The organism is Streptomyces sp. NPDC051218 (assembly GCF_044455475.1).
Classification (GTDB): Bacteria; Actinomycetota; Actinomycetes; order Streptomycetales; family Streptomycetaceae; genus Streptomyces.
The window spans coordinates 230,349-252,231 of the sequence record NZ_JBITEU010000001.1; the positions used below are offsets into that span (position 1 = coordinate 230,349).

Here is a 21,883-nt window from a genome sequence, read left to right on the forward strand (position 1 = left end):
GCCGGACGCCGCCGCGCCCAGCAGAAGCACGGTGGCCAGCAGCCGGGTGAGGCGGGGGCGGGATCGGACGGGTGGTCGGAAGGGCGGCTGCGACACCGGGCACCTCCAGTGACTCGACGCCGGTCCGGCCCGGCGCGTTCTCCGGAGTCTGCGGTCGCCCGGCCCCGCTCATGCCCCGTACACCGCCGGTCGGGCGACAGTTCACCCGAAGAATCACTCCGACGGCGGCGCTCAAGTGCGGGCCTTCGGTGGAGGTTTGATGTTCGGGGGAGGTTTGATGGTGCCGCCGGCGCGGCTCGTGGTCGCTCTTCGGCGAGGAGGCGAGGAGGAAGGGGTTGGCCCCTGGTTGATCCCTGGTTGATCCCCGAGCCCGCCCCCCTCGTCCTCGAACGCCGGACGCGCTCACCTCATGCGGGCGTCCTACCCCGCCCGATACCGATCCGTCGCCGCCACCAACTCATCCGCGATCCCCCGTGCCCCCGCGTCATGCCCCGCAGCACCGACAAGGATCAACTCGGCGTTGGGCCAAGCCATTTGAAGCCGCCAGGGGATGCCCACCAGGTTTCCGAAGTCGAGACTCCCCTGCACCAGCGTTCCCGGGATTCCGGCCAGCGCCCCCGCGTCCCGCAGGACGACCTCGTCACCGCCGAGCCAGTGGTCGTGGGCGAAGTAGTGCGTGACGGTCCGGGCGAACCCCGCCCGGAAGGTCTCGTCCTCGTACCGGGGAACGGACCGCGGCGGCTGCGAGGCGAAGGCCGTCTCCCAGTCGGTCCATGCCCGCGCGGCGGCGGCCCGGACCTGCGCGTCGGGGGACTCCAGGAGCCGGTTGTAGGCGGCGGCGAGATCCCCGTCCCGCTCCCCCGCCGGGACCCCGTCCCGGAACGCCTCCCACGCCTCGGGGAAGAACTGCCCGAGGCCCCTGGTCATGAGTTCGACCTCGGCCCGGCTTCCCGTGGCGAGCCCGGTGAGGACGAGCTCGGTCACCCGGTCGGGGTACGTCTGCGCGTACCGAAGGCCCAGCACCGACCCCCAGGAGCCGCCCCACACCAGCCACCGCTCGATCCCCAGATGCCGCCGCAGCAGCTCGAGGTCGGCGAGCAGATGCCCGGTCGTGTTGACGCTCATGTCGGTACGGGGATCACTGGCGGGCGGCGTCGAACGGCCGCACCCTCGCTGGTCGAGGAGCACCACGCGGTACGCGTCGGGGTCGAAGTACCGCCGGAAGAACGGCGTGCACCCCGACCCCGGCCCACCGTGCAGCACGACCGCCGGCTTCCCCTGCGGATTTCCGCAGACCTCCCAGTACACGCGGTTGCCGTCGCCGACTTCGAGCATGCCGTGGTCGTACGGCTCGATCTCCGGATAAAGGCCCATCGGCCGACGATAACTCGCGTACGGCGCGCACCACGTGCCTCAGCGGTTACCCGGCCCGCAGCCCCCGCATCCGCCCGTACGCGTACACGCAGCCCGCGAGCGCCAGGTCCGAGAGCAGCATGAAGCCGATCGAGTACGAGTCCTTGGCGCTGTAGATCGCGCCCATGACCAGCGGCGGGACGAAGCCGCCGAGGCCGCCCACCGCGCCCACGATGCCCGTGACGGACCCGACCTGCGCCTGTGGTGTCACCTGCGAGACGAGCGCGAAGACGCTGCCGCTCGCCGTGCCGAGGCCCGCCGCCATGGCCAGGAAGCAGATCGTGCCGCCGGGGTTCAGGCCCGGTTCGAAGGCCTGCACGATGGCGAAGAGGGCGACGACGGCCAGCGCGAAGGAGGTGACCGTCGCCGGGTGGATCCGGTCGGAGAGCCAGCCGCCGACGGGCCGGAAGATGACGGTGACCAGCGCGAACCCGGCGGCCTTGGTGCCCGCGTCCGTGGGCGAGAGGTCGTACCAGGTCTTCAGATACGTGGGCAGATAGACCCCGAAGGCGACGATGCCGCCGAAGCCGATCGCGTACAGCGCGGACAGCTCCCACGTCACCCGCAGCTTGCCCGCCTCGCCGAGCCGGGTCGCGAGGGGGCTCGTGGGCACCGGCCGGTCGGGGCGGTCGGTGATCAGGAGGGCCGCGAGGACCGCGTACGCCGCGAGCGCGATCGCCACGACGAGGAACGGCAGGTTGTCGCCGTGCTTGGCGATGCGGGGCGTGAAGTACCCGGAGAGGGCCACGCCGCCCATGCCCATGCCGAAGACACCGAGCGCGAAGCCCCGGTGGGCGGGCGGGAACCAGGAGTTGACCAGCGGGATGCCGATCGCGAACGTGGTGCCGCCGAGGCCGAGGAGGAAGCCGACCGCGAGCATCGCGACGTAGTTGTCCCTGGCCGGGATGATCAGCAGCACCGGGATGATCGTGAGCGCCGAGATCAGCGGGAACATCCGCTTGGCGCCGTAGCGGTCGGTGAGCGCACCGACCGGGACACGGCCGAGCGAGCCGACGATGACCGGCACCGCCACCAGCAGGGACTGCGCGAACGAGGAGAGCCCGAGCCGCTCCCCGAAGTCGCTGCCGAGCGGTGCGATCAGGTCCCATGCCCAGAAGGTGAGCGTGAACCCGACCGTGGCCACGGCGAGGTTGCGGTAGGCGGCGGCCGAGGGACGAGCCGGGGCGGCGGAGGTGTTCGCCGGCGGGTTCGCCGAGGGGGTTGCCGATGAGTTTGTTGTCATGTGAGCGCCGCTCCTAGCGCCACGAAGGCGCAGATCAGTACGAAGAGGATGGCCAACAGCGGCCAGACGAACCGCAGGTATTTGTCGTAGCCGACCTTCGCGAGCGCGACGCCGCCGATGGTCACGGCGGTCGTCGGCACCCAGAGGTTCATCCAGCCGCTCGCCGCCTGCCAGGCCGTGACGACGACGGAGCGTGAGACCCCGGCGAAGTCGGCGAGCGGGGCGAGGATCGGCATGGCGAGGGTCGCGTGGCCGGAGGTGGACGGGATCAGGAAGGCCAGCGGCAGGTTCACGACGAAGACGATGATCGCGAAGAGGCCGGAGGACGTGCCCTTCACCACGCCCTCGATGGAGTGCAGGACGGTGTCCGTGACCTTCGAGTTGTTCATGATCACCGTGACCCCGCGTGCGAGGACGATGACGAGGGCGGGTGAGATGAAGTCGGCCGCGCCCTGGGTGATCGTGGAGCTGAGCTTCTGCTCGCCCATGCGTGCCACGCACCCGACGAGCACCGCCGCGCAGAGGAAGAGCGCCGCCAACTGCGGGAAGGACCAGCCCAGTTCGAAGCCGTACGGCTTCGCGTCCGCGTCGCCGGTGAGCGCGCTCGACCAGGGCACCACCGAGAAGATCATGAAGGCGAAGACGAGCGCGACCAGGACGAGCACGGCCTTGTACAGCCGCGTCAGCTCCGGCACCTCGCCCGCGTCGGCGGCGGTCTGCTCGCGGTCGCCGGGCAGGAAGCCGGAGAGTGAGCGTTCGGGGTCCTTCCGTACGCGCTTCGCGTAGCGGATGACGTAGGCGATGGTGACCGCGGTCAGGACGATCCACATCGCGAACCGCAGCACGATGCCGTCGCCCAGTGAGATGTCCGCCGCGGAGGAGGCGACTCCGGTCGCGAACGGGTTGACGGTCGAGCAGAGCACGCCGACCCCGGCGCCCAGGATGATCGCGCCGACGGCGACCATCCGGTCGTAGCCGAGGGCGAGCATCAGCGGCACGATCAGGCCGTAGAAGCCGAGCGTCTCCTCCGCGAAGCCCTCGACCGTGCCGAGGACGGAGAAGACGAGCATCACGCCCGCGATCAGCATCGCGCCGCGCTCGCGCAGCCGGTGGGCGAGGCGGCCGATGCCACGGTCGAGGGCGCCGGTGGCGAAGACGACGGTGATGAACGCGCCGATGGCGAGCACGAACAGGAACACGCCCGCGCTGCCGTACAGCTCACCTGCCAGGTCGGGCCCGACGACACCCGACTTCTCGTCCTGGATGCCGTACAGGCCGTTGACCGGGGCAAGGAAGAGATCGTTCAGCCGGTCGACGAACGTCTGGCCGGAGTCGACGCGGTGGTAGCTGCCCTGGACGGGGGCGCCCTTGTCGTTGCGGTCGTAGGCGCCGGACGGGATGAGGAAGGCGAGCAGCCAGACGGCCACGGTGACGATCGCGAGGATGGTCAGGGCGCTGGGGAAGGTGAACTTCCGTTTGTGCCGCGGCTCTTCGGTGCCGGGGTCGGTCGCGGTGGTGCTCATGCGCGGCTCCGCGCGGCGCCGTCAGGACCGGAACCAGAGCCTGGGTCCGATCCGCCGAAGTCGGCGGCGTACTCGCGCACGAAGGCCGTCATGGCGACGACCGTGTTGCGCAGCTCGGAGAAGAGGACGCGTTCGTTCGGGGCGTGCAGATTGCACATGCTGTCCTGGGCGCCGAAGAGCAGGACCTCGGCGCCGGGCGCCGCCTTCGCGAGACCGTTGACCAGCGGGATCGAACCGCCGGTCGCCACGAACGAGGCGTCCTCACCCCAGGCCTCCTTCAGCGCGGCGCGGGCCGCACGGTAGGCGGGTCCGCCGGTGGCGGCCTCGTAACCGGGGCCCGTGTCGCCGGGCGTGACGGTGAGGGGGACGCCGAAGGGCCTGAGCGAGCGCAGGTGGTCGACCAGCTTCCCCTGCGCTTCCTCCGGGTCCTGACGGGGGTGGAAGCGGAGGTTCAACTTGGCGCGCGCGTACGGCACGACCGCCGACGCCGCGTGCTCGACGGTGGGCGCGTCCAGGCCGATGACGGTGATCGCGGGGCCGCTCCACAGCCGCTCGCCGAGGCTGCCGCTGCCGATGAGCGGCGCCCCGTCCACCACTCCGGCCAGCTCGCGGAACTCGTCCTCGGTGTAGCTCGTGCCACTCCAGTCCTCGCGCCGAAGGCCCTCCACTGCCACGTCCCCGTGTACGTCGTGGAGGGTGGCAAGGGCTTTGAGAAGTACGAGCAGCGCGTCGGGCGCCGCGCCCCCGAACTCCCCGCTGTGGCGCGGCTCGTCGAGGGTGCGGACCTCCACGACCACTTCGGACGCGCCGCGCAGGGCGGTGGTGAGGGTGGGGGTGCCCGGCCTCAGGTTGCCGAGGTCGGCGACCACCATGGCATCGCAGGCGAACCGCTCCGGGTCGGTGGGGGGATAGTCGTCGAAGGCGCTGCCGTACTCCTCCTGCCCCTCGATGACGATCTTGATCCCGACGGGCGGGCGGCCACCGTAGGCCCGCAGCATCCCCAGGTGCGCGATCACATTGGACTTGTCGTCGGCGATGCCACGGGCGCGCAGGCCCCCCTCGATCGGGGTCGGCTCGAAGGGGGGTGACTTCCACAGGCTCTCGTCGCCGGGCGGCTGGACGTCGTAGTGGCCGTAGAGCAGCACCGTCGGGGCGTCGGGAGTCGGTGGCGGGATCTGCCCGTAGATCACGGGCGCGGTGTCCGGCAGGTCGAGCCGCTCGACGCTCGGCACGCCCGCTTCCCGCAGCAGCTCGACGAGCAGATCGTGCGCCTCGTGCACCGGTGCTGTCGGGAAGCCCGGGAAGGCGATCGACGGGATCGCCGCGAGCCGTTCGAGGTCGGCGCGCAACGAATCCATCAGGTCATCGACGGTGGCTTCGAGCTTCATGGGCGGCACCCCTCGGTCTGCGTCCTGCTTTGCGACGAATAGCCCGAATTATCGGACTCCGAGGGGAACGGTTTCCGCACGGCTCGCCGTGCGGGAGGGGATGCCGCACTGCTGCCGCACCGCTGTCGCGCCGTGCTTGTGCGTCCCGGCCCCCGGCCCGAGCCGCCGGGCAGGCACTAAAGTCGGGGTATGGCTACGGAGACTTCAGGCGGTGGGGCGAGCGCGGGCGGTGTCGCGGGCGGGGCTTCCGTGCGCGTCGACGCCTGGATCTGGGCCGTACGTCTGGTGAAGACCCGCCCCATGGGGGCCGCGGCCTGCAAGGGCGGCCATGTGCGGGTCAACGGCGAGCGGGTGAAGCCTGCTTACGGGGTGCACGTCGGCGACGAAGTGCGTCTTCGGCATGCCGACGGCCATGAACGCGTCGTCGTCGTCAAACGCCTCATCCGCAAGCGCGTCGGCCCGCCGGTGGCCGTCGAGTGTTACGTCGACAACAGCCCTCCCCCGCCGCCCCGCGAGGCCGTGGCGCCCGCCGGCGTGCGGGACCGGGGTACGGGGCGCCCCACCAAGCGCGACCGCCGGGAGATGGAACGGCTGCGCGGCTTCGAGGGCTGAGCCGGTCCCGGCCGGACACCCGCCCCGGCCCCGTAAGCCGCTTCTCACTCCCCGCTTCTCAATCCCCGCTTCTCACGCCCCCGCGTCGCACGAGGAGACGCACGAGCTCCGTCGTCCGCCCGCGCCGGGCCCAGGCGATCCACGCGAGCGGCAGGATCAGGATGAGCGGGGTGGCGGCGTTCTCCCCGCCGAGCGCGGTCACGCTCGCGATGAACGCGCCGGTCATCAGCCCGATGAGGGCCGTCGCGCCGACGGAGCCGAGCACCGGAACCAGCAGCGCGATCCCGCCGAGCACCTCCAGCGCACCGATCGTGTACATCCCCGGATCGCCCCATCCGAGTCTCTCGAAGACCTCGACCGCCGAGGGGTGCGCGACCAGTTTCGGCACCCCGCTGGCGATGACGAAGAACAGGGCGAGCACCACCTGGACCGTGCGCAGCGCGATACGGGTGGAGCGGCGGCCGGTGGTGGCGGGGGTGCCCGTGGTAGTGGCGGGGATGGCGGAGGCGGCCGTGGTCATGGTGATCTCCTCGGTGAGCAGGGGCTGTTGTGCTGTCACCGTGATAGACCGGGCCGCCCCGCGGAACTCATCGCCGGTCGGCGAGCCATCCCCGCACAGGGCCTCCGCCTCAGCGGACCGGCACGGCCCGCACCCATATCCCGTCATCCGTCAGGTACTTGTCGACCCTGAGCCCCGCTTCCTCAAGCGCCCTCTCGAACTGTTCCGTCGTGAGCGGCCGGGCGCGGAAGGTCTGGGTCCACACGGCGTCCGGGAAGACGTACTGCGCGTGCACCTCGTTCACCCCGTCGCCCACCGGCTTCGCCGACACGATCCGCACCGTGTAACCGCCCGGGTCGGCCCGCTCCCTCGGCAGGTTCGTGTGGTAGTCAGCGCCCTCCCGCTGGATCAGCACACAGCCGTCGTCCGTCACATGGCTCCGGCAGGCCCGCAGCATCCCGCGCCGGACCGCCAGGTCGCCGGTGTGCACGAGGAACGACGCGAGCGTCACCACCTCGAACCGCTCCCCCAGGTCCAGCTCCTCGATCGGACTCCGGATCGTGCGCACCCTCCCGTCGAGCGCGGCCACCTTCTGAAGCATCTCGGCGGACTCGTCCACCGCCGTGACCCTGAAGCCGCGCTCCAGGAGGGGGCGCGTCACCCGCCCCGCGCCGCTGCCCAGCTCCAGAATGTGCGCCCCGGCCGGCACCGCACCGGCGATGACATCGGGCTCGTCCCCGGCGGACAGGCGCGCGTACAGCTCCACCGCGCAGCCGTCCGGCGTGATCGCTCCGGGGCCCGTCCCCTCGTATCCCTCACGCATCTCGACATTCATGCCACCTCAACGAAGCGCTCCGAGGGCCCGTTCCCACCTCTCCCCGCGGCCCCACGGTCTACAGCGGAAACCAGCCATGCCCCCCGTACCAGTGACCGCCCGCCCGCAAGTGGTCGCCCACGGCCCGCTCCACCCTTGTGCGCCTTGGCAGTTCGGCCACGGGAAGGCCCTGGTCACCGAAGACGAAGGCGACGGGGGTGGAGTCGTCCGGCTCCTGCTCGTATCCGGCCGCCGGGTGGAAACGCTCCTGGAAGCGGACGATGTTCGAGTCGGACGGCAGATACCGCTTCAGCTGTGGGTCGAGCAGCCAGGAGTGGCACACGGCTGTCTCATATCGTTCCTCCGGGAAGTGCCGCGCGAAGAACTCCCGCGCGTGAGCCATCGACCGGTCGCAGGCTTCCGGGGACAGCGGCCCCCGGAAGTCGGTGATGTGGAGGTTCAGACAGGGCTCGCCCCGGCCCGCGGAATGCCCCGCCGCGGCCACCTCCCCGCCCATCCGCTCCCCCAGGACGGCGCGCTGGAACTGCAACCGGCCCAGTTGGTAGAGCTCGCCCCGGAAATGCAGGGAGTTCCATTCCGGATGCAGCAGCCCGGGACCACCGCGCGCCCGGCGGTGCACCGCCATGTGCCGGCCGAGGTCCGCGAGCGTACGCCGTGAGATGTCGTCCGGGATGCCGCGGCTCCGGTGATAGGCGCGTACGTAGGGCAGCGCCGCCACGAACACGTAGACGTAGAAGAAGGCCCCGAGCCCGCCCAACTCGGCGGGCAGTGGCGGGTATTGCGGGCCCGCCCCGGCCTTCCCCATGTCCCGCACCGTCCCGTCGACGCTGCGGTCGAGCAGCCATCGCGCCCCCGGGTCGCCCGTCAGCCGGCGGCGCAGGGCCACCAGGTCATTGATGTCCTCGTGGGGCACGGCCAGGTCGAGCAGTACATCCGGCAGCTCGTCGGCCGGGGGCAGCACCGCCTCCGCCCGCGGCTCCGGCGCGTCCTCAAGATCCTTCAGCCACGCGGCGAGGCGCTCGTCCGTCCTCGCCCGGTCCCTCAGTACATCCAGCACAGTCCCGTCCCCGATCGACACTCTTACGATCTTGAAGCCTCCCGCCCTTCCGGTCCACCGCCCACGGGTGGATCCTGGAAGGAGGGCACGCCCGGCAGCACGGCGGAGAAGGCGGAGAGGGAGGAGATGACCTCTCATGATGCGCACAGGCAGTGAACCGGTGACCGCGCGCAGTCCCCTGCGCATGCGCTTGTGGTTCAGCGTGTGGGGCCTGGTCTGGGCCACGTTCGGCACCGTCGCCTTCGCACTCGCGGGACGCCCCGAGTGGGCCGTGGCCTGCGGCGTGCTGTGGCTGATCGTCACCGCCGACATGGCGATGATCCTGCGCCACATCCATCAGGGCCCGCACTTCCAGCCGGGCCGCGACATCCCGCCGTACGACCCCCCGAGGGCCCGTTAGCCCGCCTCAGCCCTCGGCGGCGTCGTCGAAGCGTGCCGCCGCCAGATACTCCGGCTGCGGATCGAGCGCCGCGGCGAGGCGGAAGTGGCGCCGGGCCTGGTCGGGCCGCGCCGCACGTTCGTAGGTACGGGCGAGTGCGAAGTGGGCGAAGGCGTTGTCCGGCTCACGCTCCAGGACGATGCTGAACTCCAGCTCGGCGGCGCGCAGTTGAGCGGCGGCGAAGAACGCACGGGCCCGCAGCAGCCGCGCCGCCGTGTTCTCGGGGTGGGCCGCGATGACCGTGTCGAGCAGCTTCACGGCGCCTCTGGGGTCCCGGGCGGCAAGGAGCTGCTCCGCCGCACGGAAGTCGATGACATGGGTCTCCGGGGTAATTTCGGGCACGCGTGACTCCTTCCCTCGCTGCACTGTGTCAACGCCCGCTACGCCGACGCCTATTCCGCCGCTCCCCATCGGGCGCCCGGAGCCTCACAGCGCAAGGACCGTGAGCACAAGACCCAGCGCCAGAACCGCCGCCCCCGCCACCACGAATCCCCGGTCGATGCCCCTGCGCTCGTGGCCGATGACGACGGTCTCCCGGGGGTCGTCACTGTCGTACGCGATGCGCACCCGGTCACCCGCGGCGAGCGGGTGCCTGCGGCTCGGCGGCACCGGCGACACCACCTCGACGACACGGCCGTCCCCCGTCTCGAACTGCAGCACCGGCCGCTCGGCCCCCGGCGGCACGGCTTTGACCAGGGCCTGCGCGACCTCGCCCGCCGCCGTGATGCGCCGGGTCCGCCGCAGGCCGTAGGCGCCTGCCAGGAGCGCGACCAGGCCGCCCAGGGCGGTGAACACCGCCAGTACGACCACTCCCCCGCCTCCTTCTAAGCCGCCCGCGCCCGCCGCGCGAGGTCCGCCCACACGGCGGCGACGCGCTGTTCGAGGCCTTCCAGCGGGCCGTCGTTGTCGATCACGATGTCGGCGATCTCCAGGCGCTTGTCGCGCGTCGCCTGGGCCGCCATCCGCGCGCGGGCGTCCTCCTCGCTCATGCCGCGCAGCCGCACGAGACGGTCCAGCTGGGTCTCGGGGCTCGCGTCGACGACGACCACGAGGTCGTACAGAGGTGCCAGGCCGTTCTCCGCGAGCAGCGGCACGTCATGGACGACCACGGCGTCCTCGGACGCCGCGCCCTCCAGCTCGGCGGAGCGGGCGCCGACGAGGGGGTGGACGATCGAGTTCAGGACGGCCAGCTTCTCGGGGTCGGCGAAGACGATCGAGCCGAGCCTCGGCCGGTCGAGGGTGCCGTCCGGAGCGAGGATCTCCCGGCCGAAGGCCTCAACGACCTTCTCCAGACCCGGAGTTCCGGGCTCCACGACTTCCCGCGCGATCTTGTCGGCGTCGATCAGCACGGCTCCGGACGCGACGAGCAGACGCGATACTTCACTCTTGCCGGCGCCGATACCGCCGGTCAGGCCCACCTTCAGCATGACCGGCAGCTTAGGGGTTGGCCTTACTCTCCGCCCCCTCGGCCGGGCATCGTCTACGCGTCGCCCTCGCGCTCGGCGAGGAAACGCTCGAATTCCTTGCCGATCTCGTCGGCCGACGGGATGTCCATGGGCTCCGCCAGCATGTTGCCGCGCGCGTCGCCGCCGGCCGCCGCGTCGTACTGGTGCTCAAGTCCCTGCACGAGGGAGACCAGTTCCTCGTCGCCCTCCTGGATCTGCCGGTCGATCTCGGTCTGGGTGCGGTGCGCCTCGGTGCGCAGGCCGTGCGCGACGCTCGGCAGCACGAGGCCGGTCGCGGCGGTGATCGCCTCCAGGACCGTGAGGGCGGCGTCCGGGTACGCGGAGCGCGCGATGTAGTGCGGGACGTGCGCGGCGACACCGAGCACGTCGTGGCCCGCCTCCAGGAGGCGGTACTCGACGAGCGACGCCGCGCTGCCCGGCACCTGCGCCTCGTCGAAGGGGCTCCGGTGTCCCGGCACCAGGTCGGTGCGGTTGCCGTGCGGTGTGAGGCCCACGGGGCGGGTGTGCGGCACGCCCATCGGGATGCCGTGGAAATTCACCGAGAGGCGCACACCGAGCCGCTCCACGATCTGCCCGACCGCCGCCGCGAAGCGCTCCCACTCGATGTCGGGTTCGGGCCCGGAGAGCAGCAGGAAGGGCGCACCCGTGGCGTCCTGGAGCAGCCGCACGTCGAGCGTGGGCTCCTCGTAGTCGGTCCAGCGGTCGCGCCGGAACGTGAGAAGCGGACGGCGCGCGCGGTAGTCGACGAGCCGGTCGTGGTCGAAGCGCGCCACCACCTGGCCCGGCAGGCTCTCCGTGAGGCGTTCGACGATCTGATCGCCGGTCTCGCCCGCGTCGATGTAGCCGTCGAAGTGGTAGAGCATGACCAGTCCGGCCGACTCCTGGGCGAGCGCCATGTCGACGACCGCGAGGCCCTTCGGCTCCCATGCGTACAAACCCTGCGGATCAAGCACTGTGACCGCTCCTCGCCCTCTTCGTCGTGACTCGTACAGCAGAACACCCGTCAGGCCAGGGGCATTCCCTCCTGGGCGGCCAACCGACCTGGTCCAGACCTTGACGCGAACATGACCCGCCTCTACGTTCATGTGCACACCCAGCGTTCATGTACGAGAACCGGAGGGTCACCCCACATGCGCACCCGACGCACCCTGCTCATCTCGGCGCTCACCACGCTCACCACGACAGCTCTCGCCGGAGGCCTGACCGTCTCGGCCACCGCCTCCCCCGCCTCCACGGCCGCCGAGACCATCGAGGTCTCCACGGCCGCCGAGCTCAAGTCCGCGCTCACCGGCGCCTCCCCGGGCGACACGATCCACCTCGCCGACGGCACGTACACCGGAAACTTCAAGACGAGCACGGCCGCGAGCTCCGGCGCCCGCATCACCCTGACCGGCTCCTCGAAGGCGGTGCTCACGGCGGGCGGCGGGTACGGCCTGCATCTGAACGGCGCCTCCTACTGGACCGTGCGGGGCATCACCGTCACGGGCGGCCAGAAGGGCATCATGATCGACTCCGCGAAGGGCGTCACCGTCGACACGGTCACGGTCCACGGCCTCGACATGGAGGGCGTCCACTTCCGGAAGTCGAGCACCGACGGCGTCATCAAGAATTCGCGGATCTACGACACCGGGAACGACGGCCGCGGGATGGGAGAGGGCGTCTATGTGGGCAGCGCCAACACGCTCTCCGATCAGAGCGACAACGTACAGATCATCGGGAACACCATCGGCCCGGACGTCGGCGGCGAGGCGGTCGACCTCAAGGAAGGCACCACCGGGGGCAAGGTCACCGGCAACACCTTCGACGGCAAGGGCCTGACCGGCAACAACTACGACGACTCGTGGATCGACGTGAAGGGCAACAACTACGTCATCGAGAACAACACCGGCAAGAACACCACGAACAACGGCTACGAGACCCACAGCCAGCAGTCGGGCTGGGGCTGCGGCACGGTGTTCCGCGGCAACAAGTCCAACCTGACCGGCGCGACGGGCGACAAGCAGCTGGCCATCAACGTGACCAACCACAGCGGCAGTTGTAAAACGACGGTCTACAGCAGCAACACGGTGACGGGCGGCAAGGGCCTGACGAACATCCCGGTGACGCCGTAGCGCCCTGAAGGGGCGCGGGGACTGCGCGCCCAGCCCCCACCGGACCCGCACCCGAACAGAACAACGGGCCCGCACCCCCGAAGGGATGCGGGCCCGCAGCGTTCAGCTACTGCCTAGGGGCGAGCCTCAGCTCTGACCGCCGGCAAGCTTCTCGCGAAGGGCGGCGAGCGCCTCGTCCGACGCCAGGGCGCCGGAGTTGTCGTCCGACTCCGAGGAGTACGAACCGCCGCCGCCGCCACCGCTGCCACCGGCAGCCGGGGCGCCGGTCGAGGACGCGGGAGCCGCAGCACCCTCGGCCTCGGCCTGGGCGTCCGCCTCGCGGGACTTGATGACCTGGGCCTGGTGCTGCTCGAAGCGCTGCTGCGCCTCGGCGTACTGGCCCTCCCAAGCCTCGCGCTGGGTCTCGAAGCCCTCGAGCCAGTCGTTCGTCTCGGGGTCGAAGCCCTCGGGGTAGATGTAGTTGCCCTGGTCGTCGTAGGACGCGGCCATGCCGTACAGGGTCGGGTCGAACTCGACGGCCGACGGGTCGGCACCGAAGGACTCGTTGGCCTGCTTGAGGCTCAGCGAGATCCGGCGACGCTCGAGGTCGATGTCGATGACCTTGACGAAGATCTCGTCGTTGACCTGGACGACCTGCTCCGGGATCTCCACGTGGCGCTCGGCCAGCTCGGAGATGTGGACCAGGCCCTCGATGCCCTCGTCGACGCGCACGAACGCACCGAACGGAACGAGCTTGGTGACCTTACCGGGAACAACCTGCCCGATCTGGTGCGTGCGGGCGAACTGCTGCCACGGGTCTTCCTGCGTCGCCTTGAGCGACAGGGACACGCGCTCGCGGTCCATGTCCACGTCGAGAACCTCGACGGTGACTTCCTGGCCGACCTCGACAACCTCGGAGGGGTGGTCGATGTGCTTCCAGGAAAGCTCGGAGACGTGCACGAGACCGTCGACGCCGCCGAGGTCCACGAACGCACCGAAGTTGACGATCGAGGAAACGACGCCGGAGCGGACCTGACCCTTCTGCAGGGTCGTGAGGAAGGTCTGACGGACCTCGCTCTGGGTCTGCTCGAGCCAGGCACGGCGGGACAGGACCACGTTGTTGCGGTTCTTGTCCAGCTCGATGATCTTGGCCTCGAGCTCCTTGCCCACGTAAGGCTGGAGGTCGCGGACGCGGCGCATCTCGACGAGGGAGGCCGGCAGGAAGCCACGGAGGCCGATGTCGAGGATGAGACCACCCTTGACGACCTCGATGACGGTACCGGTGACGATGCCGTCTTCTTCCTTGATCTTCTCGATCGTGCCCCAGGCACGCTCGTACTGAGCGCGCTTCTTGGACAGGATCAGACGGCCTTCCTTGTCCTCCTTCTGGAGAACCAGGGCCTCGATCTCGTCACCAACCGCGACGACCTCGTTCGGGTCGACGTCGTGCTTGATGGAGAGCTCGCGGCTCGGGATGACGCCTTCGGTCTTGTAACCGATGTCGAGCAGGACCTCGTCCCGGTCGACCTTCACGATGACGCCGTCGACGATGTCGCCGTCGTTGAAGTACTTGATCGTCTCGTCGATCGCGGCGAGGAAGGCTTCCTCGTTACCGATGTCGTTGACCGCTACCTGCGGAGTGGTGGCGGTGGTCTCGGTGCTGCTCGTCATGTGGGTAAGGGCTCCGGTACGGACAGTGAGTCGTAGGTACTGCTAGCGCCGGAACCGATTTCGCTCTGAAGAAGCCGGACAGCCTGGGAAGCGCCGATTCCTGTTTCCGAAGAAACGGAAGGCGCCTCGACAACCGAGGGGACATGCAACAGATGCGAGCGCATCCCGCTAGGTCTGAGGACGGCAGGCTCGCAGCGCAACTTGTAGCATACGGGGGCAGCCGGACAGGGTCAATGCGCGAAGGCGCACACCCGGGGCGGAACGCCGCATACCCGGCACAAATGCTGTCGCGTGAGGCCACACGGGCCGCACAGCGCCCTGGCGCGACGCCTTTCCGGCGCCCCGCGGCCACCCTCACCGCGACGAGCCTCGACGAAGCCAGACGGAAGAGTACGACGATGGAGCCGATCATCCAAGAGTCCGAGCTGCCCGAGACGCCCGAACCGGAAGCCACCCGCCGTGACGCCGATGTCACGGAGAGCAGCCGCGCCAACCGCGGCTGGTGGGACCGGAACGCGGACGACTACCAGATCGAGCACGGCACCTTCCTCGGTGACGACCGCTTCGTCTGGGGTCCTGAAGGGCTCGACGAGGTGGAGGCCGAACTCCTCGGCCCGCCCGAGGAGCTGAAGGGCAAGGATGTCCTGGAGATCGGCGCGGGTGCGGCGCAGTGCTCACGCTGGCTCGCCGCGCAGGGCGCGCGTCCGGTCGCCCTCGATCTCTCCCACCGGCAGTTGCAGCACGCGCTGCGGATCGGCGGGAGCGTTCCGCTGGTCCAGGCCGATGCCGGGGTGCTGCCCTTCAAGGACGGCGCCTTCGACCTCGTCTGCTCCGCCTACGGGGTGCTGCCTTTCGTCGCCGACCCCGTGATGGTCCTCAAGGAGGCGCGGCGCGTCCTGCGCCCCGGGGGCCGGCTCGTCTTCTCCGCGACGCACCCCATCCGCTGGGCGTTCCCGGACGAGCCGGGTCCCGAGGGGCTCTCCGTGTCGGCCTCCTACTTCGACCGCACCCCTTATGTGGAGCAGGACGAGAACGGGAACGCCGTCTATGTGGAGCACCACCGCACGCTCGGCGACCGGGTGCGGGACATCGTGGCCGCCGGTCTCCGGCTGGTCGACGTGGTGGAGCCGGAGTGGCCGGCGTGGAACACACAGGAGTGGGGCGGCTGGTCCCCGTTGCGCGGGAACCTGATCCCGGGGACGGCGATCTACGTCTGCGTACGAGACTGAGTGCGTGAGTCGTCTCCGTAACGAAGCCCTGGACCTGCCCGTCCGCAGTGCGCTGCCCGCGCTGCGTTCCGCTCTGGAGGGGCCGGGCAGCGCCGTGCTGTGCGCTCCTCCCGGCACGGGCAAGACGACGCTGGTGCCGCTGGCCCTCGCGGGGCTTCTCGGGGACGGCGCTCCCGTACGACGTGTGGTGGTCGCCGAGCCGCGGCGCATCGCCGCTCGGGCCGCCGCGCGGCGGATGGCGTGGCTCCTCGGCGAGAAGGTCGGGGAGAGCGTCGGTTACACGGTGCGCGGTGAGCGTGTGGTCGGGCCACGCGCGCGCGTGGAGGTCGTCACGACAGGTGTCCTGTTGCAGCGGTTGCAGCGGGACCAGGAGTTGAGCGGCGTCGACGTGGTGATCATCGACGAGTGCCACGAGCGGCATCTGGACGCCGACACCGTGGCGGCGTTTTTGGTCGACGTGCGGGTGGCGCTGCGGCCCGAGCTGCGTCTGGTGGCGGCGTCGGCGACGACGGACGCGGAAGGGTGGGCGCGGGTCCTCGGGGATGCCCCCGTGGTGGAGGCGCGGGGCACCTCGCATCCGGTGGAGGTCCTCTGGGCGCCGCCCGCGCGGGCGGTGCGGCCGCCGCACGGGATGCGGGTGGATCCGGCGCTGCTCACACATGTGGCGTCGGTCGTGCGGCGTGCGCTCGCCGAGCGGGAGGGGGACGTTCTGTGCTTCCTGCCCGGGGTCGGCGAGATCGCGCGGGTGGCGGGGCAGTTGGGCGACGTGCCCGCTGACGTCTTGCAGGTGCACGGGCGGGCCTCCGCCGACGTGCAGGACGCGGTGCTTGCGGGCTCGTCACCAGGCGCCCGGCGGGTGGTGCTCGCGACGTCCGTGGCCGAGTCGTCCCTGACGGTGCCCGGGGTGCGGGTGGTCGTCGACTCGGGGCTTGCGCGTGAGCCGCGCGTGGATCATGCGCGCGGGCTGAGCGCGCTGGCGACGGTACGGGCTTCGCAGGCGGCGGGGCGGCAGCGGGCCGGTCGCGCCGGGCGTGAGGCGCCGGGGGCCGTGTACCGGTGCTGGGCGGAGGCGGAGGACGCCCGTCTGCCGCGCTTTCCGGCGCCGGAGATCAAGCTGGCGGACCTTGCCGCTTTCGCCTTGCAGACGGCGTGCTGGGGGGACCCGGACGCCTCCGGTCTCGCCCTGCTCGATCCACCGCCGGGTGGCGCGATGGCGGCGGCCCGAGCCGTGCTGACCGCGGTCGGTGCGGTGTCCCCGGAGTCGGGGCGGGTCACGGAGCGGGGCACGCGGATGGCGCGGGTCGGGCTGCATCCCCGCCTGGCGCGCGCCCTGTTGGACGCGGCACCCCTCGTGGGTGCGCGCCGTGCGGCCGAGGTGGTGGCCCTCCTGAGCGAGGAGCCGCCGCGTGAGTACGGGGATGACGTCGCGGCGGCCTGGCGCGCGGCCCGGCGGGGCGGTGACGGGTACGCGGCGCGTTGGCGCACGGAGGTGCGGCGGCTCACCGCTGCCGCGGGGGCTGGGGCGTCGCCGCCGGAAGCTGGTACGCCGCAACCGGCAGCTTCGGCGCAAGACCTTTCCCACCCACCCACCCGGCACCCCGGAGCAGCCGGGCGGGCAGGCAGGAAGCCTCAGGATCTCTGGAGCGACGAGCGCGTCGCCGGGCTCGTCGCCGCTCTTGCCTTTCCCGAGCGCGTGGCCCAGGGGCGCGGCGACGGCACGTATCTCATGGCGAACGGGACCCGCGCCGAGGTGCGGTCCGGGTCCGCGCTGACCGGCGCGGAGTGGATCGCCGTCGCCGTGGCGGACCGGCCGGTGGGCGCCGGTCACGCGCGCGTGCTGCTCGGCGGCCACATCGACGAGGACGTCGCCCGCAGCGCGGCCGCGCCCCTCCACAGCGAGGGGGACGAGGTGGCCTGGGCCGAAGGGGATCTCGTCGCGCGGCACGTCGAGCGGCTCGGCGCCGTGGAACTGGTGGTGCGGCCCCTGAAGAAGCCCGCCCCCGGACTCGTACGAGAAGGGCTGCTCGCCGGGCTCAGGGAAGAAGGGACCTCGCTCCTGAACTGGTCCCAAGGAGCGCGGGAGCTGCGGGAGCGCCTCGCGTTCCTGCACCGGCATCTCGGAGCGCCCTGGCCCGACGTCTCCGAAAGCGCCCTGCACGCGCGCGTGGACGAGTGGTTGGAGCCCGAGCTGTCGAAGGCGCGGCGCCGGGCCGACCTGCGGCGCATCGACGCGGGGCAGGCCCTGAACCGGCTTCTGCCCTGGGCGAGCGGCGAGGCGACGCGTCTCGACGCGCTCGCCCCGGAGCGGGTGGCCGTGCCCAGCGGGTCCAGGATCCGCGTCGACTACTCCGATCCCGAACAGCCCGTCCTTGCGGTGAAGTTGCAGGAGATGTTCGGGCTGGCCGAGACCCCGCGCGTCGCGGACGGCGGCGTGCCCGTCCTCGTGCATCTGCTGTCCCCCGCGGGCCGCCCCGCCGCCGTCACCGCCGATCTTGCCTCTTTCTGGCGGGACGGCTATCGGGCCGTGCGGGCCGAGCTCCGCGGGCGGTATCCGAAGCATCCGTGGCCGGAGGATCCTGCGGCCGCCGAGGCGACGCGGTTCACCAACGCCCGGCTCAGGCGTTGACGGGTTCCGGTTCGGGCGCGGCCGTCGCCTCCGGTTCGCCGGGCCTGCGGCTGCGGGCCTCCAGCCAGAGGGACAGGGCGAGCAGGAGCAGACCGAGGCCCAGGAAGCCCCAGGGGAGATAGGACGTGAGGAGGAGGACCAGGACGCGCTGGGACTTCACCAGGTCGACCGTGTTCTGGATGTAGTCCTCGCGCATCTTCACGTGGCCCGCGAAGACGGTGACCTTGTCGCGGTCGCCGAGGAGGGTGCCGCCGCGCAGCTCGTTCTTCTGGATCTCCTCGCCGTAGACGGGCGCCCCCGTGGTGGGGTCGACCCAGAACTTGCGGACCGTGGTGTACCAGCGCGTGGTCCCGGTCTTGGCGAGGGACTCCGGGGTGATGCCCTTGACCGGCATGGTCTTGGGGAAGGGCACCTTGGTCCAGGGGATGGTCTGCTCGAAGTAGTAGACATCCACGCCGCGGAAGGTCTGTGTGCCCTTGTAGTGGATGGGCTTGGTGACGCGGGCCTGGGCGTCGAAGTACTCGTAGTCCCGCTTCTCGGTCAGGAAGGGCCACTTGAACTCGATGCCCTCGCGCTTGACCGCGTCGCCGTCGACCATCTCGCCCGTGGCGTGCACCGGTTCCTGGCTGTGCGCGTCGAAGATGTAGCGCTCGGGGACCTTGGAGACCATCTTGCCGTCGGCGTCCTGGACGTAGGAGAGGGCGTCCCAGACGACGACGTCGCGGTCCGCGCTCTTCTCGATCTTCTCCGAGGCCTCCACGTTGCCCTTGAGGGTCTGCACGATGGTGACCTTGTCGACCTTCTTGGCCCGCATCGAGCCGTAGTCGATGAGCGTCGGGTTCTTCGCCTCCAGGACCGCCTCCTGGTACTGGCTCGGCGGGATCTTGGCGAGGCGCGGGAAGGCGTACCAGCGCATGAGCGGGGACATCGCCGTGCAGAACACGGCGAAGGCGAGCAGGATCAGGCTGGCCTTACGGCGCATCGCGGCGGCCCTCCCTACGGAGTCAGGGGTGCTTGGGGACGGTGGTGAGCAGCGGCTCCGGCGAGGTCTCGCCGGGCGGGGCCCCCATCGCGGTGATGGTCAGGACCAGGGCGAGGGCGACGGCAAGACCGGTCGCGGCGGCGATGAGAGCGCGCATGCGGAGCCTCCCGAGGCGGGAAAACTGACGGCGTCCAGGACGCCGGCCCTGAACTGACAGGGCGTCAGGGCTGGGGCACCGTAGCAACGCGGCGGCCAGATGAGAACACGTTGCACACAGACGAACGCCCCTGCGCCGGGCGGGCGCAGGGGCGTTGTGTGCGGGAGTGCGTACGGGGTCCGGGGCTAGGCCGCGGGCGCCGCCACCTTCAGTTCGACCGTGAGCGTCGCGCCGCCCGCGGTGGTGACCCGCAGCAGGAACGTGCCCGCGGCGTCGTCGGCGTACATCTTGGGGAGCTTGAGCACGCCGTTGGCGTCCGTCTTCAGGGCCTTGAGGGCGCGGACCGGCTTGCCGTCGGCGTCCTTGAAGTACGGGCCCTTGTCGTTGGCCGTGGCGTCGGCAGCCGACTTGACCATGGTGGCGGTGGCCGCCACGCGGTCGGCTGTCTCCCCCTTGTACGTGGCCTTGATCTCGACCTGGTCGGCGAACTCCTTGCCGGGCTCGCAGATCAGTGCCTTGTCGCTGGTCCTGACCAGGGCGTCGGCCTGCCGCGCGGTGACCGTCGCCGTGTAGGCGAGGGCGGGCAGCGAGCGGCCGACGACCGTGGCCCTGACCTTGAACTCACCGGTCTTCTCGCCCGCCTTGACGACGGGGGCGGTCGCCTTGCCCGACGCGCTCGTGGTGACGGTCGCGCTGGTGGCGCCGCCGGGGAAGCGCGCGTCGGTGTCGCCGACGATCGCGAACCGCACCTTGACCTTGGCCACCGCGGAGCCCGACCTGGACTCCGTGCGCACCTCGACGCGTTCGGCGAAGGCGTCCCCGGCGGTCGCGGCGAGCTTGCCGGTGCCGGCGTCCTCCAGGCTCGCGACCCGCTCGGTGGGCGAGGGGGGCTTCGGGGTCTCGGAGCCGCCGCCGGTCGGCGGGGTGGTCGGGCTGCCGCCGCCGTTGCCGGGCTCGGAGGGCTTGTCGCCACCGGGCTTGTCGTCGCCGGACTTGGGTGGCTTCGGCGAGGGCGAACCGGATACCGGGGGCGTGGGCGTGGGGCTCGTGCCGGGGCTGTTGTTGTCGCTGCGGTCGCCCGGCAGGACGCCCGAGCCGTCGGGGATCTCGCGGATGCCGTCGCGGTAGTGCGCCAGCCACGTCAGGACCGTGTTCAGGTACTCCGTCGAGTGGTTGTAGCTGAGGATCGCCTTGTGCAGATCGGCCTCGACGGACAGATCGCGGTCGTTCGCGCAGAGGTAACTACCGGCGGCGAGCGCGGCGTCGTAGATGTTGTTCGGGTCCGTCTTGCCGTCCGCGTTGCCGTCCTGACCCCAGGTGTCCCACGTCGAGGGGATGAACTGCATGGGGCCGACGGCACGGTCGTGCGTCCTGTCGCCGTCGTACGCGCCGTTGTCGGTGTCGGTGATCTTCGCGAAGCCGTTGCCGTTGAGGGGCGGGCCGAGGATGTCTCCGACGGTGGTGCCGTTCGCGTCCACGCGGCCGCCACGCGCCTGCCCTGACTCGACCTTGCCTATCGCGGCGAGCAGCTCCCAGGGGAGGTTGCAGCCCGGCTTGGACGTGGCCAGGGACGCCTCGGCCTTCTTGTACGCGTCGAGGACGGTGGCCGGGATCTCCGAGTCGGTTTCGGCGTCGCCGGTGCCGCCGTCGGGCGGTCCGGTCGGCGGGACCGGGCTTTTCAGCTCCGGAAGATCGGTGTAATAGGGGGAGTTACCGGTCGCGGAGTCCTCGGCCGGCGGCGTGGCGCCTGATGCCCCCGCCCGCTCGTCGCGCGGGACGTCCGTCACGCCCGGGGCCTGGGACGCCGCGAGTGCGGCCACCGCCGCCGCGGCCACCGCCGTGGTCACCGCTCCCCTGCGCAACCGCCTGCCGAATACCGCCGCCATGACCGTAGACCCCTCCCCTTGACGACTGTGCGTGCCGCCGCCCACTCTGCTGTGTTCCCCGTTGTGCTCCCCAGCGGGCCGACTCAGGCGACACTACGACAACTTCCAGCGCCCAGGCACCCGTTCGCGCCCGCTTTTCACCGGTTGGCCGCGTCCTGTTCGGGTGGAGGGTCGGCCGGGCGTCGCAGCGCGCCTCGTTCTACGAGGTGAGCTCCTGCCCGCTCGCGCGGCCCTTGTTGAGTGCGCGGTGCACGGCCCGCGATACACGCTCGATGGTACGGGCCGCGTACTTCGTCGTGGGGTGGTCGTGCGAGAGGCCGCGGCCCCAGGCCTGGGCACGACGGAGGGCCGCCTCCATGATCATGATCTTGGCGACGCTCGCGGTGTCGTAGCGGCGGCTGCTGCCGAGGGCGCAGCTGAGGCCCGTGGCGGGGTCGTGGAGGGCGACGGACACGGTGCTCCGCCGGGCGACCAGGGCGGCGCGGATGTCGCGGGTGAGCTGGGCGGCGAAGGTGGGGTCGCTGCGGGCGGTGCGGGAGGCCGCGCGTTGCGCTGCGCTGGCTCGGGCGGCGCTCGCGGGTATCGGGGGGACGAGGGCTGTGGCTAGGGCCGTGGCTATGACCGCCCGGCAGCTTCGCAGGTGAAGGGCCATGCGGTCATCGTGGCCGGGGCGCCTCTGCGGGGCCCGGGGGCGGGGGCCACTAGGGTGAGGCCAAGATTCTGTACAAAATGTCCTGAATCGCCGCACGGGCTGGGATTCCCAGCCC

Annotated in this window: 20 protein-coding genes and 1 pseudogene; 5 read left to right on the forward strand and 16 right to left on the reverse strand. The window is 71.0% G+C overall.

Annotated elements, in window-relative coordinates; all coding sequences use genetic code 11:
* Positions 1-420: 420 nt before the first annotated feature.
* From pip to ACIBCK_RS01130, 4 genes are read right to left on the reverse strand one after another with little or no spacing between them, the layout of a single operon-like run.
* Positions 421-1,374 carry a prolyl aminopeptidase gene (gene pip / locus ACIBCK_RS01115; RefSeq protein ID WP_399386001.1) on the reverse strand — a complete coding sequence of 318 codons (954 nt, stop codon included), beginning with the start codon at positions 1,372-1,374 and terminating at the stop codon, positions 421-423.
* Between the two features lie 46 nt (positions 1,375-1,420).
* Positions 1,421-2,656: a nitrate/nitrite transporter gene (locus tag ACIBCK_RS01120; RefSeq protein WP_399386002.1), complete on the reverse strand. Its 1,236-nt coding sequence runs from the start codon at positions 2,654-2,656 to the stop codon at positions 1,421-1,423.
* Complete coding sequence (locus ACIBCK_RS01125) at positions 2,653-4,179, reverse strand: YfcC family protein (RefSeq protein WP_399386003.1); 1,527 nt, start codon at positions 4,177-4,179, stop codon at positions 2,653-2,655. The genes ACIBCK_RS01120 and ACIBCK_RS01125 overlap by 4 nt, the downstream gene beginning before the upstream one ends.
* Positions 4,176-5,567, reverse strand: coding sequence for a M20/M25/M40 family metallo-hydrolase (locus ACIBCK_RS01130; protein ID WP_399386004.1), 1,392 nt, complete (start codon positions 5,565-5,567; stop codon positions 4,176-4,178). Before ACIBCK_RS01130 ends, ACIBCK_RS01125 begins: the two co-directional genes overlap by 4 nt.
* Before the next feature lie 189 nt (positions 5,568-5,756).
* Between ACIBCK_RS01130 and ACIBCK_RS01135 the strand changes: the two are divergent.
* A pseudogene (locus ACIBCK_RS01135) lies at positions 5,757-6,176 on the forward strand (RNA-binding S4 domain-containing protein); the annotation flags it as partial.
* A gap of 61 nt (positions 6,177-6,237) precedes the next feature.
* On the opposite strand, the gene ACIBCK_RS01140 reads toward ACIBCK_RS01135, so the two are convergent.
* The 3 genes from ACIBCK_RS01140 to ACIBCK_RS01150 form a co-directional block, all read right to left on the reverse strand.
* Positions 6,238-6,699 (reverse strand): DoxX family protein, encoded by a 462-nt coding sequence (locus ACIBCK_RS01140; RefSeq protein ID WP_399386005.1) that lies wholly within the window; start codon positions 6,697-6,699, stop codon positions 6,238-6,240.
* Positions 6,700-6,808: 109 nt separating this feature from the next.
* On the reverse strand, positions 6,809-7,501 hold the full coding sequence (locus ACIBCK_RS01145) for a class I SAM-dependent methyltransferase (RefSeq protein WP_399387173.1): 693 nt from the start codon (positions 7,499-7,501) through the stop codon (positions 6,809-6,811).
* 70 nt (positions 7,502-7,571) lie between these two features.
* Positions 7,572-8,474 carry an acyltransferase domain-containing protein gene (locus ACIBCK_RS01150; protein ID WP_399387175.1) on the reverse strand — a complete coding sequence of 301 codons (903 nt, stop codon included), beginning with the start codon at positions 8,472-8,474 and terminating at the stop codon, positions 7,572-7,574.
* Positions 8,475-8,709: 235 nt separating this feature from the next.
* On the opposite strand from ACIBCK_RS01150, the gene ACIBCK_RS01155 reads away from it, so the two are divergent.
* The gene (locus tag ACIBCK_RS01155; protein WP_399387176.1) at positions 8,710-8,970 is read left to right on the forward strand and encodes a DUF6343 family protein; all 261 of its coding nucleotides are present in this window, start codon (positions 8,710-8,712) and stop codon (positions 8,968-8,970) included.
* Between the two features lie 6 nt (positions 8,971-8,976).
* Here the strand turns inward: ACIBCK_RS01155 and ACIBCK_RS01160 are convergent, their stop codons facing one another.
* The 4 genes from ACIBCK_RS01160 to ACIBCK_RS01175 form a co-directional block, all read right to left on the reverse strand.
* The gene (locus tag ACIBCK_RS01160; protein ID WP_399386006.1) at positions 8,977-9,351 is read right to left on the reverse strand and encodes a tetratricopeptide repeat protein; all 375 of its coding nucleotides are present in this window, start codon (positions 9,349-9,351) and stop codon (positions 8,977-8,979) included.
* Between the two features lie 84 nt (positions 9,352-9,435).
* Positions 9,436-9,819, reverse strand: coding sequence for a DUF3592 domain-containing protein (locus ACIBCK_RS01165; RefSeq protein ID WP_399386007.1), 384 nt, complete (start codon positions 9,817-9,819; stop codon positions 9,436-9,438).
* A 14-nt stretch (positions 9,820-9,833) separates the two neighbouring features.
* Positions 9,834-10,436 (reverse strand): dephospho-CoA kinase, encoded by a 603-nt coding sequence (gene coaE, locus ACIBCK_RS01170; protein ID WP_399386008.1) that lies wholly within the window; start codon positions 10,434-10,436, stop codon positions 9,834-9,836.
* Positions 10,437-10,489: 53 nt separating this feature from the next.
* The gene (locus ACIBCK_RS01175) at positions 10,490-11,428 is read right to left on the reverse strand and encodes a PAC2 family protein (protein ID WP_399386009.1); all 939 of its coding nucleotides are present in this window, start codon (positions 11,426-11,428) and stop codon (positions 10,490-10,492) included.
* Between the two features lie 177 nt (positions 11,429-11,605).
* Between ACIBCK_RS01175 and ACIBCK_RS01180 the strand changes: the two genes are divergently transcribed.
* A complete protein-coding gene (locus ACIBCK_RS01180; RefSeq protein WP_399386010.1) occupies positions 11,606-12,586 on the forward strand; it encodes a sheath polysaccharide-degrading enzyme in 981 nt (326 codons plus the stop codon).
* Between the two features lie 126 nt (positions 12,587-12,712).
* Here the strand turns inward: ACIBCK_RS01180 and rpsA are convergent, their stop codons facing one another.
* On the reverse strand, positions 12,713-14,236 hold the full coding sequence (gene rpsA / locus ACIBCK_RS01185; RefSeq protein WP_160504427.1) for a 30S ribosomal protein S1: 1,524 nt from the start codon (positions 14,234-14,236) through the stop codon (positions 12,713-12,715).
* A gap of 398 nt (positions 14,237-14,634) precedes the next feature.
* Here rpsA and ACIBCK_RS01190 point away from each other — a divergent pair, with 398 nt between their 5' ends.
* Both ACIBCK_RS01190 and hrpB read left to right on the forward strand, forming a co-directional pair.
* Positions 14,635-15,465 (forward strand): class I SAM-dependent methyltransferase, encoded by an 831-nt coding sequence (locus tag ACIBCK_RS01190; protein ID WP_367040790.1) that lies wholly within the window; start codon positions 14,635-14,637, stop codon positions 15,463-15,465.
* 4 nt (positions 15,466-15,469) lie between these two features.
* Positions 15,470-18,091 carry an ATP-dependent helicase HrpB gene (gene hrpB / locus ACIBCK_RS01195; RefSeq protein WP_399386011.1) on the forward strand — a complete coding sequence of 874 codons (2,622 nt, stop codon included), beginning with the start codon at positions 15,470-15,472 and terminating at the stop codon, positions 18,089-18,091.
* On the opposite strand, the gene ACIBCK_RS01200 is transcribed toward hrpB, so the two are convergent.
* The 4 genes from ACIBCK_RS01200 to ACIBCK_RS01215 form a co-directional block, all read right to left on the reverse strand.
* Positions 18,081-19,073 carry a DUF3068 domain-containing protein gene (locus ACIBCK_RS01200; protein ID WP_399386012.1) on the reverse strand — a complete coding sequence of 331 codons (993 nt, stop codon included), beginning with the start codon at positions 19,071-19,073 and terminating at the stop codon, positions 18,081-18,083. The two genes, hrpB and ACIBCK_RS01200, sit on opposite strands and share 11 nt — an antisense overlap.
* Positions 19,074-19,095: 22 nt before the next feature.
* Positions 19,096-19,230 (reverse strand): SPW_0924 family protein, encoded by a 135-nt coding sequence (locus ACIBCK_RS01205; RefSeq protein WP_160504431.1) that lies wholly within the window; start codon positions 19,228-19,230, stop codon positions 19,096-19,098.
* 185 nt (positions 19,231-19,415) lie between these two features.
* Positions 19,416-21,116, reverse strand: coding sequence for a lytic transglycosylase (locus ACIBCK_RS01210; protein ID WP_399386013.1), 1,701 nt, complete (start codon positions 21,114-21,116; stop codon positions 19,416-19,418).
* Positions 21,117-21,315: 199 nt separating this feature from the next.
* Positions 21,316-21,768, reverse strand: coding sequence for a hypothetical protein (locus ACIBCK_RS01215; protein ID WP_399386014.1), 453 nt, complete (start codon positions 21,766-21,768; stop codon positions 21,316-21,318).
* Positions 21,769-21,883: the final 115 nt, after the last annotated feature.